Annotated in this window: 13 protein-coding genes; 8 read left to right on the forward strand and 5 right to left on the reverse strand. The window is 59.6% G+C overall.

The features are described 5' to 3' along the window. Window positions 1–74 precede the first annotated feature (74 nt). Window positions 75–488 (forward strand): DUF3301 domain-containing protein, encoded by a 414-nt coding sequence (locus BLU52_RS24685; RefSeq protein ID WP_090288678.1) that lies wholly within the window; start codon window positions 75–77, stop codon window positions 486–488. A gap of 6 nt (window positions 489–494) precedes the next feature. Here the strand turns inward: BLU52_RS24685 and BLU52_RS24690 are convergent, their stop codons facing one another. Next, complete coding sequence (locus BLU52_RS24690; protein ID WP_090287718.1) at window positions 495–1,460, reverse strand: CobW family GTP-binding protein; 966 nt, start codon at window positions 1,458–1,460, stop codon at window positions 495–497. A 27-nt stretch (window positions 1,461–1,487) separates the two neighbouring features. Between BLU52_RS24690 and BLU52_RS24695 the strand changes: the two genes are divergently transcribed. Continuing rightward, entirely contained in the window at window positions 1,488–1,844 is a 357-nt protein-coding gene (locus BLU52_RS24695; RefSeq protein WP_090287721.1) for an NADH:ubiquinone oxidoreductase, read from the forward strand. Window positions 1,845–1,848: 4 nt separating this feature from the next. Here BLU52_RS24695 and BLU52_RS24700 read toward each other — a convergent pair whose 3' ends face one another. Next, the gene (locus BLU52_RS24700; protein ID WP_090287723.1) at window positions 1,849–2,493 is read right to left on the reverse strand and encodes a DUF1826 domain-containing protein; all 645 of its coding nucleotides are present in this window, start codon (window positions 2,491–2,493) and stop codon (window positions 1,849–1,851) included. Beyond that, the gene (gene zigA / locus BLU52_RS24705) at window positions 2,493–3,698 is read right to left on the reverse strand and encodes a zinc metallochaperone GTPase ZigA (RefSeq protein ID WP_090287725.1); all 1,206 of its coding nucleotides are present in this window, start codon (window positions 3,696–3,698) and stop codon (window positions 2,493–2,495) included. Before zigA ends, BLU52_RS24700 begins: the two co-directional genes overlap by 1 nt. A 193-nt stretch (window positions 3,699–3,891) precedes the next feature. Between zigA and BLU52_RS24710 the strand changes: the two genes are divergently transcribed. The 5 genes from BLU52_RS24710 (at window position 3,892) to BLU52_RS24730 (ending at window position 7,691) form a co-directional block, all read left to right on the forward strand. Then, window positions 3,892–4,272: a glutamine synthetase gene (locus tag BLU52_RS24710; protein ID WP_090287727.1), complete on the forward strand. Its 381-nt coding sequence runs from the start codon at window positions 3,892–3,894 to the stop codon at window positions 4,270–4,272. 104 nt (window positions 4,273–4,376) lie between these two features. Beyond that, window positions 4,377–5,273 carry a GTP cyclohydrolase FolE2 gene (folE2, locus tag BLU52_RS24715; RefSeq protein WP_090287729.1) on the forward strand — a complete coding sequence of 299 codons (897 nt, stop codon included), beginning with the start codon at window positions 4,377–4,379 and terminating at the stop codon, window positions 5,271–5,273. Next, window positions 5,270–5,938: a metal ABC transporter ATP-binding protein gene (locus BLU52_RS24720; protein WP_090287731.1), complete on the forward strand. Its 669-nt coding sequence runs from the start codon at window positions 5,270–5,272 to the stop codon at window positions 5,936–5,938. The genes folE2 and BLU52_RS24720 overlap by 4 nt, the downstream gene beginning before the upstream one ends. Beyond that, window positions 5,938–6,804: a metal ABC transporter permease gene (locus BLU52_RS24725; protein ID WP_090287733.1), complete on the forward strand. Its 867-nt coding sequence runs from the start codon at window positions 5,938–5,940 to the stop codon at window positions 6,802–6,804. Before BLU52_RS24720 ends, BLU52_RS24725 begins: the two co-directional genes overlap by 1 nt. Before the next feature lie 11 nt (window positions 6,805–6,815). Then, the gene (locus BLU52_RS24730) at window positions 6,816–7,691 is read left to right on the forward strand and encodes a metal ABC transporter substrate-binding protein (protein ID WP_090287735.1); all 876 of its coding nucleotides are present in this window, start codon (window positions 6,816–6,818) and stop codon (window positions 7,689–7,691) included. A gap of 9 nt (window positions 7,692–7,700) precedes the next feature. On the opposite strand, the gene BLU52_RS24735 is transcribed toward BLU52_RS24730, so the two are convergent. Further along, complete coding sequence (locus tag BLU52_RS24735; protein WP_042608032.1) at window positions 7,701–8,219, reverse strand: DUF3617 domain-containing protein; 519 nt, start codon at window positions 8,217–8,219, stop codon at window positions 7,701–7,703. Between the two features lie 131 nt (window positions 8,220–8,350). Between BLU52_RS24735 and cls the strand changes: the two genes are divergently transcribed. Next, on the forward strand, window positions 8,351–9,790 hold the full coding sequence (gene cls / locus BLU52_RS24740; RefSeq protein WP_090287737.1) for a cardiolipin synthase: 1,440 nt from the start codon (window positions 8,351–8,353) through the stop codon (window positions 9,788–9,790). 24 nt (window positions 9,791–9,814) lie between these two features. Here the strand turns inward: cls and cfaB are convergent, their stop codons facing one another. Beyond that, entirely contained in the window at window positions 9,815–11,002 is a 1,188-nt protein-coding gene (cfaB, locus tag BLU52_RS24745) for a C17 cyclopropane fatty acid synthase CfaB (RefSeq protein ID WP_090287739.1), read from the reverse strand. Between the last annotated feature and the right edge of the window lie 125 nt (window positions 11,003–11,127).

Here is an 11,127-nt window from a genome sequence, read left to right on the forward strand (position 1 = left end):
TGCGACGAAACACAGCCTGTACGACAGACCGGCGACGCAGTTAAGCTGACGCCATCTTTTGGAGTTCGATGTTGATGCTGACCCTGGAAAACATCTTCGTGCTGATGCTGTTCGCCGCTGCCGGCGCCTGGTTATGGCATAACCACGGCTTGCGCGAGCGCGCGCTGGAACGGGTCAAGCAGCACTGCACCAACGTCGGCGTCGAATTGCTCGACGGCAACGTCGCGTTAAAGAAGATCGGCCTGATCAAGGATGCCAACGGTCGCCGACGCTTGGCGCGGGTCTACAACTTCGAGTTCACCGTGACCGGCGAAACCCGGCACAACGGCACCATCACTCAGTTCGGTGCGCACAGTGCGCAGATCGAACTGGCGCCCTACCCCGCACCGTTTGACGATACCCCGCCAGTGGTGGAAGTCACCAAGCCGCGCGCCGAAGTGATCGAGCTGAGTCAGTGGCGTCAGGAGCACACCAAGTGGAAGCCTTGAGCTGACTTACGGCAGCCGACACCGCGCAAGTCCTGCCTGCAATTCATCAATATTTTGTGGCTCAGCAAAGATCAGCTCGATTCGCGAGTCTTTGCGCCATTCGCTGGTTTGCCATTCCAGACTGGGATTATCCAGCGCATTCGCCGACACCCAGCCATCCGGGCTGTGGATCACCATTTTTGCCCGCCTCCACTGAAGCGCTTTAAGCCAGTCCGCGATGTCCTGTTTGCCGAACGTCTGGTCGGGATGCCAACGCCAACCGATGCTCCAGCCGCTCTCCTGCGCCTGACTCAGGCAGATCGGCGCGGTCGGATCGCTCCAGACTGCTGGAAGCCGCGCAGGTCCCCTGGGTATGAGCAGATTATCTGCGCCACTCATCGCTTGCGCGGCCAAGCCCGGCAGATCCCCCAAAGACAATTGCGCCTGGCTGGTCCAGATCAGCCTGACCGGCGGCAATTGTCTGGCGATTGTCTGCCGTTGCTCCTCATCGAGGCCTTCGGCTTTGTTCATCAAGACCAGTCCGGTGCTGCTCAACGCCTGTTGTTGCGCTGCTGGCAATGCTTGTCTCGCATGCAGTGCCTGGGCATCGAGCACCAGCACACTCGGCTGCACCGCCAGCACGCCCTGCCAAGGCACCTCGCGCAGTTGCTTGAGCAACTGCAGCGGATGGCCCAGCCCGGACGGTTCGATGAACAAGCGATCCGGCTTCGCTTTGCGCAGCAACCGGGCGAGGCCGATCTGGAATGGCGCGCCGTTGACGCAACACAGACAGCCGCCGGCGACTTCGGCCAGGTCGGTACCCGCTGCGTCGCGGCTCAGCAACGCGGCATCCAGGCCGATCTGGCCGAATTCATTGATCAGTACCGCCCAACGCTCACCTGCTGGACGCTGGGCCATGAGCTGGCGAATCAGACTGGTTTTGCCAGCGCCCAAAGGGCCAGCAATGACATGGGTGGGAATGTTCTGCAACATGGCGGCAAGCTTTTCGGAGATTAGAAGATGCGTTGCATGGGATGGTCGTTGCTGTTGGCGATGCTGTCGAGCGAAGCGTGGGCTCAGGCCTGTGTGGTGCACAGTCAGGGCGAGCGGCTCGACGTCAAAGTCTGCCAGCAAAACCGTAATATCCCCGAGAAACTGTTCAATGACGGCTTTTGCCAACCGACCCTGGTCGGGCAAAAAGTCGCAGTGCAATATGTCGATCAGTGCCCGAGCGGTGCGTTTGGCGTATGCAGCAACGCGCAAGTTGCCAATATGCCCTATCGCCAGGACATCCACTATTACGGTGTGGCCACTGATGCGGCGTACCTGAAGCCGTATTGTGAAGCTCAGAGCCAGGGGTCATGGCTCAGGCCTTGAAGCATCAGCCGAGCCAGTCGAGGGTCAGAATCAAGCGGCGCTCGCCCACTGGCGGTTGCGGCGAGCGGTGGATCAAGCCGAAACCTTCGTTGCCATGCCATTTTTCGCCCTTCAACAACGCAACCTCGCCGCTGCTGAGTTGCTGAATATCCGCTTGGGGTTCGGCGTTGGCCTGGCCGAGTTGACGGCGATCCATCGCACCCTCCGCGAGCCATTGGCTGCCGACGCCGGCGTAGGTCGTGATCAGCCGCACCGGTACGTGATCAACGTGGAAACGCGGGCACATGGCTTTGTCCAGCGCCCGCAGGCGCAGGCCGATCCGCCGCGCACCGAGCAGGCAGGCAAAGGCGCTGACCAGCCATTTCAAATCGGCCACAAAGCTTTCGTAACCCTGCACATCGCGGTACTCCGCGGCCAGCCCTGTGAGATCCGGTTCTGCGTCTTCTTCGGGCAACTCCAGGCACAGCGATTGCGCCAAAGGCTGGTTGAGCGACAGCAGCACATCGGCAAAATCGCTGACGTGCAGCGGCAATTGTCGCTGCCAGACGGCCAGATTCACCTCGTCTTCGAGAATGCGCGTCAGTGCCTGTGGGGTCGAGCCTTGATGCTGTTGGCGGGTTTGGTTTCCCGGCAATTGGAGTGCAGGCATCAGGCGGCCTCGTCGTGCCAAGGACCAAATGGGTCCGCGAGCATTCGCCAGCCCTCGGCACCGAGCGCCATTTCATCATCAGTGAGCAGGGAGGCATCCAATTCAGCAGTGAGTTGTAGGAAATCGATGTTCTGGCCGATGAACACCAGCTCCTGGCGGCAATCTCCTACGCTCGGCGTCCAGTTTTCCAGGATGGCTGCGCTGCTTTCCTGATCCTGTGGCCATTGGTCTTTCGGTACGAACCGCCACCAGCGCCCGGCAAAACCGTGACGCATCAAGCCACCGGCCTGCGACCAGCTCCCAGCGTCGGTGGGCTTGCTCGCCAGCCAGAAAAAACCTTTGGAGCGCAGCAGTTTGCCGTTCAACCATGAGCGGTTGATGAAGTCGAAGAAGCGTTGCGGGTGAAAGGGCCGCCGCGCGCGGTATGCCGTCGAGGCGATGCCGTACTCATCGGTTTCCGGAATGTGCTCACCGCGTAGCTCCTTGAGCCAACCTGGCGCTTGCGCGGCTTTGTCAAAGTCGAAACGCCCGGTGTTCAGCAGTTTCTCCAGCGGCACCTCACCCATCACCATCGGGATGACTTCGGCCTGAGCATTCAGGCGCTTGAGGATGGCGATCAGTTCTTCACGTTCTGGCCGGCTGATCAGGTCGATCTTGCTGATCAACAACACGTCGGCAAACTCGATCTGCTCGATCAACAGGTCGGTGATTGAGCGTTCGTCTTCCTCACCCAGGATTTCGCCGCGAGAGGCCAGGCTTTCTGCTGCCTGGTAATCGGGAAGGAAGTTCACGCCGTCGACCACCGTCACCATGGTGTCGAGACGGGCAATATCGCACAGGCTTTGGCCGTGTTCATCGCGAAAGGTGAAAGTTTCCGCGACGGGTAGCGGCTCGGAAATGCCGGTGGATTCGATGAGCAGGTAATCGAAGCGATCTTCGCGGGCGAGCTTGCTGACTTCTTCGAGCAGGTCCTCGCGTAACGTACAGCAGATACAGCCGTTGCTCATTTCGACTATTTTTTCTTCAGCACGGTTAAGGCTGACATCACGCTGGACTTCGCTGCCATCGATATTGATCTCGCTCATATCATTAACGATTACAGCTACGCGCATTCCGCTTCGATTACGTAGTACGTAATTCAAAAGCGTACTTTTTCCGGCGCCCAGAAATCCGGAAAGAACAGTTACGGGTAGTTTTTCTGACATTGGATAATCCTGTCTTTGAGCCAACAATGGGCGAATTCCTCAGTGCCATGCATCCCATCGCTGCGTAGAGCCGACGCAGGAATCTGAAAAAGCAAAATCATGGGTCTGAGGCCGGGTCATTTTTATGTTATGTTATAACCCTAAAAACATACCAGCTTTTGTTTCGCCCTGAGGTGCTCGCTTGAAACGGTCCATGACGAAAAACGCCCTGCGCGGGGTTGTGCTGAGCTGTGCTCTGCTGCCCGTCGTAAGCATTCTGGCGCAGCCGGGCACAGCGGCAACCTGTACGCGCAGTGCGAATCTCTTGGCCTGCGCGGACGCCGACGGCAACAGCTACAGCGTGAACACCGTAGGCAACACGCTTTATTTACGCGGCTTTGAAAAAGACGGGCATCGCTATTGGGCGCAAACCAACAGCCGCTTCGGTCAGCTCACCTTTTTCACAGGTATCGCTTCGAACGGAGAGGCCTGGGTGGGTTACACCCGTCGGGTGGGCTGGACCACGATCAACCGTTTTTCGAGATCTGGCGGAGGTAGCGCGAAATTCACCTGTAGCCGAATGACCGGGTGCTAAGCGGTCCCGCTTCTAGCTTGGTAAAAATTCATTCATGAAACAAGCAATGGCGTGCGCATTGTTATACTGTAACATCCGATTCGTTCAAATCGACGGTTACAACCATGAACTCACTGACACTGCCGGATATTGCCGCAGAGGCGCTGCGCGAAAATGTGCCGCTTGAATGGGTAGGCATGCAGGGCATCGCTTTGCCGATCCACCTGCAAGGAAAGCCTCTGAGTGCCAAGGCAGACGCTGGGGTGAGCCTTGATGATGGCGAAGCGCGAGGCATACATATGTCGCGCCTGTACCTGGCGTTAGACGCACTGGAACAGAAGGAGCTTTCGCCTTCTTTACTGCGTCGTGTACTCAGCCAATTTCTCGACAGTCATGAGGGCTTATCCAGCTGCGCTTATCTCAATCTGCACACTGAATTACTGCTGAAACGCCCGGCGCTGGTCAGCCCTTTGGCCGGCTGGAAAGCCTATCCCGTGTGCATTTCTGCCACGCTGAAAAAGCAAATGTTCCACGTGGAACTAAAACTAGAGTTGCCCTATTCCTCGACCTGCCCCTGTTCAGCGGCGTTAGCCAGACAACTGATCCAGCAACAATTCATCGACGACTTCGCCAACCAAGCGTTGCAACACGCCGATGTGCTGGCATGGCTCGGCTCTTCCCGCGGCGTCGTCGCCACGCCTCACAGCCAGCGCAGTACTGCACAACTGCATTTTCATCTTGAAGAATCCATCGACGAGTTACCGCTGAATACACTCATCAACGCTGCCGAAGCTGCGCTCGGCACAGCCGTGCAGACCGCCGTGAAGCGCGCCGACGAGCAAGCCTTCGCCCTCGCCAATGGGCAGAATCTGATGTTTTGTGAAGATGCTGCACGCCGCTTGAATCTGGCGCTGCGCCGCATCTCAGGGGTCAGCGCTTTCCACCTGCGCGTTGTTCACGCCGAAAGCCTGCACGCGCACGACGCTGTTGCCGAAAGCCAATGGCGGCGGGAGTCGGCATGATTCGTTGCCATTCCTTGAGCTGGGGAGCCCCGGGCCAACCGCTGACATCGCCGCTGAACCTGCAACTCGACAGCGGCTCCCTCACAGCAATTATCGGTGCCAATGGCTGCGGCAAAAGCAGCCTGCTGAAAGTCATCGCCGGTCTCCAGAAGCCACTCGCGGGCAAAGTCTCTCTCGGTGTTCCACGGCAAAGCGGATTGTCCTTTCTTCCGCAACAGCAGCATCTCGATCGGCAGTTTCCGATCAACCTGCAAGAGCTGGTTGCCGCCGGATTCTGGGGGCGCCGGTTATCAACGCAACTGCGCGCGCAACGGTTGCATGCCGCGCTGGAGAACTGGCACTTGCACGGACTCGAACAGCGCCCGTTGATGGCGCTGTCCGGCGGCGAGTTGCAACGCGCTCTGCTCGCCCGTTTAAGCCTGACCGATGCGCCCGTGCTGCTGCTCGATGAACCTCACGCGGCACTCGATGAACTCGGTCAACAACTGCTCTGGCAGCATATCCATGCATGGCACGGCGAAGGCCGGACACTCGTCGTGGTGTGTCATGACCTCGCTGCGGTACGCCAGCACATTCCCAGCACATTGCTGATCAAGCATCGCGAGTGCCGCTTGGCGGCGAGCGCGGAGCTGATTGCACAAACTCCACACACGCAGGTGGCCTGATGCTCGCCGTCAGCCAACTCTGGCAGCCGTTTCACGAATTCATGTTCATGCGTCGCGCCTTGTTCGGCGGTTTGGTCCTGGCCTGCAGCACGGCGCCACTTGGGGTGTTTTTGATCCTGCGGCGTATGAGCCTGATCGGCGATGCGGTCGCCCATGGAATCCTGCCCGGTGCTGCACTGGGCTTCTGGTTCGCCGGGCTCAGTTTGCCGGCACTGACCTTCGGCGGCCTCGGTGCAGGCCTGGGCATGGCTGGACTGGCGGCCTGGATTACTCGGCGCACCGGCCTGCGCGAGGACGCCAGCCTCGCCGCGATCTATCCGATCTCACTGGCCAGCGGCGTGCTGATACTGGGTATCGCCGGAAAGCGCCTGGACCTTCTGCATCTGCTGTTCGGTTCAGCCTTGGCCGTCGACGGACCCACCTTGCAAGGCATGCTGTGGGTCTCGGCGTGCAGCGTGATTGCTATGGCGATGATCTATAAACCGCTGGTGCTCGACACCCTCGATCCACTTTTCCTGCGAACCGTCAGCCGTCTCGGCCCGCTGGCCCACGGTGTATTCCTGACCTTGGTGGTGCTCAATCTGGTCATCGGCTTTCAGGCCATCGGCGCCTTGATGGTGGTCGGCCTGATGATGCTGCCCGCTGCGGCTTCGCGGTTCTGGAGCCGACGCCTGCCGGTGCTGATTGCCGTTGCGGGAGCGATCGGATGCCTGTCGGTGTGGTTCGGATTGCTGCTGTCGTTCTATTACTCGCTGCCCAGCGGTCCGGCAATCGTGCTGGTCGCCGGCGCCGGTTATCTGTTGTCGGTGATCGTCGGGCCGGTCCATGGTCTGCTGCGCCGCCCGCCTTTGCTCACATCCCAATGAGGTGTTTCCCGATGCGCGCTCTACTCGTGCTGTTCAGCTTGTTGCTGTCGATGTCATTGTCGGCGGCGGAAAAAATGCCGGTGGTTACCAGCTTCAGCATCCTCGCCGACATGGTTCATCAGATTGGTGGCGACCACGTGCAGATCACCAGCATGGTCGGCCCGGATGCCGACGCGCACACTTACGAGCCGACACCGGACGATGCCAAAGCCCTGCTCAAATCCAGACTGATCATTAAAAACGGACTGGGCTTCGAGCCATGGCTGGATCGCCTGGTCAGCAGCACCGCCACTCAGGCAACGGTGATCAATGCCAGCCGCGGGGTGATTCCCCGATCTCTGGATGAGGATGGCGAAACCGTGCCCGATCCACACGCCTGGCACAATCTGGCCAATGCCGAGCTGTACGTCGCCAACATCACCAAGGCGTTGATTGCGGCTGATCCGGCGAACAAGACCGACTACGAGCGCAACAGCCAAACCTATCTGAAGCAGATCTACGCCCTGCTCGCCGAGGCCAAAACCAGACTGGGTTCACTGCCTGCGGGCAACCGTAAGATCGTCACCAGTCACGATGCGTTCGGTTATCTCGGTCAGGCTTACGGCATCGACTTCATCGCGCCCCAAGGTTTGTCCACCGAGCGCGAGCCGTCAGCCGCCGAAGTTGCCGCGCTGATTACGCAGATCCGTCAGGCCAGGGTCAAAGCGGTGTTCATGGAAAACATCAAGGACGCGCGCCTGCTCAAGCAGATCGCCAATGAGAGCGGCGCGCATATCGGCGGCACGTTGTACTCGGACGCGCTCGCCGCGAGTGGGCCGGCGAGCACCTTTACCGGCCTGTTCGAATACAACCTCAACACGCTGTACAAGGCGTTGAGCCAGCCATGACGTGAGGCATCAAGCGCGGGGCTTCACCGTCCCGCAATCCTGACCCAACCACACCGCGCGGGTTTCCAGACTACCCTTCTGATTGATCCCGATGGCGTTGAACGTGCCGTTGGCGACGGTGGTGAACTCGCGATCACTGAGGAAGGTCGCGACCCCGGTGCCCTGCGCTTTCGGGCAGCTAAAACGGAATTTCCACTGGTTGCCGGTGCGCTCCGTGATCTGCTGTTTGCAGCCCGATTGTGGATCGGCCAGCGGGATATCGTTGGTCGCCACTTGCTGCGGTGTGAGGCAGGCGCGAATGCCCTTGCCGCCGATGTTGATGCCGTTCTTCTCCAGCGCCGCGCGCTGTTGCGGCGTGATCTGGCCCTGAATCTGGCCGAGGATCGATTGCACATCCATCGCCTGATCGTCGACTTTCAAATTGCTCGAGGTCATTTCCCACAGCCCCGGCTGCAGCATCTGCGCTTGCGCAACCACCGGCAATGCCAAACCCAGGCCCAGCGCCAAACCCAGCAGACGAACGTTCATCGACAAACTCCTGATCAGTTGTGGCCGTTAGACGCCGGCCGCTTGCTTCGGTTCATGGACCAATTAAATAGCGACATTCGCCGCTGAACATGGTCTGTTAAGCATTGCATCTTCCGGAGCAAGGCTGCCCCATGGATTATTTTGGACCGCATATTTTCGGTTATCTGATCGCGCTGATTCACACCCTCGGATCGATCGCCGCGATACATGCGGTGCTCACCGTGCGCACTGCGCAGGGTTCGATTGCCTGGGCATTGTCGCTGATCTTCATTCCCTATCTCACGCTGATTCCCTATCTGGTCTTCGGCCGCAGCACCTTCGACGGTTACATCAAGGCGCGCCGCCAGGCCAACGAACAGATGCGCGTGGCCATCTCCGAGCTGAACTGGCGCCCGTGGGTCGAGGAAGCACTCGCCGCCCGCGCTTCCAACGCTTATGCCTCGTTGCGTGCGATGCCCAAACTGGGGCGGATGCCGTGCCTGGCCAATAATGAAGTGCAGCTATTAATAAACGGTGCGGCGACGTTCGAGGCGATCTTCAGTGCGATCGAGCGGGCCAAAGAAGCCGTGCTGGTGCAGTTTTTCATCATCCACGACGACCGCCTCGGGCAACGCTTGCGTGATCTGCTGCTGAAAAAAGCCGCGGAAGGCGTGACGATTCACTTGCTCTACGACCGCATCGGCAGCCACGCCCTGCCCCATAGCTATGTGCAGGCATTGCGCGACGGCGGTGTTGCGGTGAAAGCATTTGCCACGCGCAGTGGCTGGCTCAACCGCTTCCAGGTCAACTTTCGTAACCACCGCAAGATTGTCGTGGTCGACGGCATCATCGGTTTTGTCGGTGGGCACAACGTCGGCGACGAGTACATGGGCGAGAAACCACCGCTGGCACCGTGGCGCGATACCCATGTGCAAGTCCGCGGCCCAGTCGTGGCGAGCATGCAGGAATCCTTCGCCGAAGACTGGTTCTGGGCGGCACGCTCCCTGCCGCCGCTGATCCTGCCGGATGCCTATCCAGACGACGGCGTACTTTGCCAGTTGCTCGCCAGCGGCCCGGCCGATGCCTATGAAACCTGCTCGTTGTTTTTCGTCGAGGCGATTCACGCCGCCACCGAGCGGGTGTGGATCACCAGCCCGTATTTCATTCCGGATGAAGCGGTATTTGCCGCGCTGCGACTGGCCGTGCTGCGCGGCGTCGATGTGCGCTTGCTGCTGCCGTCGCGCGCGGACCATCGCATCGTCTACGCCGCTTCCAGTCTGTATGCGTTCGAGGCGGTGCGCGCCGGCGTGCGGGTGTTTCGGTACGAGCCCGGTTTCCTGCATCAGAAAGTCGTGTTGATCGACAGCGAGATCAGCGCGATCGGCAGCGCCAACCTCGACAACCGCTCGTTCCGTCTGAATTTCGAGGTCATGCTGCTGACCGTCGACAGTGCCTTTGCCGCCAGCGTGGAACACATGCTCGAAGCAGACTTCGCCCAGGCTTACGAGATCGCCAAGGAAGAAAGCCGGGAAATCCACCGCCTGCAACAGGTCGGCATGCGGATCGCCCGGCTGATATCACCGATCCTGTAAGGCGTCCCGTGAAGACGCCTGCGATCACGGGTTATAAATGTCGTCGCGGGTCCAGGGCAATTCATGGCTGCCGTCGGCATGCGCCTTCACCGCGAGGATCTGGTGCAGATTGATCCAGCCACGGGCAAACGCGTAAGCGCAGCCGGCCAGATACAGGCGCCAGATACGTAACGCCTGTTCCGGTACCAGTTTGCCAGCGGCTTCGAGGTTGTCCTCCAGTCGCTCGCTCCAATGGTCCAGCGTACGCGCGTAATGCAGGCGCAGGCTTTCCACGTCGACAATCTCCAGCCCGGCTTCACTGATCTGCGCCGAGATCATGGAAAGGTGCGGCAGCTCACCGTTAGGGAAAACGTATTTCTCAATGAAGTCGCCCGCACCACGCCCGACCGGCCGGCCATCGGTATGCTTGGCAGTGATGCCGTGGTTCATCACCAGACCGCCCTCCTTCACCGCGCCAAACAGGGTTTTGCAGTATTCGGCGAGATTGGCATGGCCGACGTGTTCGAACATGCCGACACTGACCACCTTGTCGAAGCGCCCGTCCTGAGGCAGATCGCGGTAGTCGAGCAGTTGCAGTTCGATCTGATCTTCCAGCCCCTCAGCCTTGACCCGCTCACGTGCCAGCTTCAGTTGCTCCTGACTCAGCGTGATGCCGAAGACCCTGGCGCCGAATTCTCGTGCGGCGAATCGCGCCAGCCCACCCCAGCCGCAGCCGACATCCAGCAAATACTCGCCCGGCTGCAAGCGCAGCTTGCGGCACAGATGGCGGAATTTGGCCTGTTGCGCCTGCTCGAGGGTTTCGCTGCCGGTCTCGAAATACGCGCAGGAATAGACCATGTCGTTGTCGAGCCACAGCTGGTAGAAGGCATTGGAAAGGTCGTAATGGTAAGAGATGGCCTTGGCGTCGGTTTCCTTGTCGTGCACTGAACGCACCGGCTGACTGCCTTCATCTTCGTCGAGCAACGCGCTGCTCAGTTCATCGCAAACCCGGATGACCTCGCTGATCGAGCCCTCCAGTTCAAGTTTGCCTTCAACGAACGCCGCTCCCAGCGCATCGAGGCTTGGGTGAGTGAACTGGGTAACCATCTGTGGGTCCTTGACCACGATGGTGACGCTGGGCGTCGGCCCCAGATTGAATTCATGGCCGTCCCAGAGTCGCAGGCGAAGCGGAAGCTGCAGGTTCTGTAAGGCCGGTGGAAGTTGCGCGAGCATGGAAATTCCCCCCTTGTTTCAGACGTCAGATCTGAGGGTAGACCATCGCGGAAAAATAGCAGGCTATCGAATTGATTAGCCGAAGCTATCGTCGCAGACGCTCCAACAGGCCATCCTGCACCCAC

The sequence above is a fragment of the Pseudomonas granadensis genome (assembly GCF_900105485.1).
In the GTDB taxonomy this organism is placed as follows: domain Bacteria; phylum Pseudomonadota; class Gammaproteobacteria; order Pseudomonadales; family Pseudomonadaceae; genus Aquipseudomonas; species Aquipseudomonas granadensis.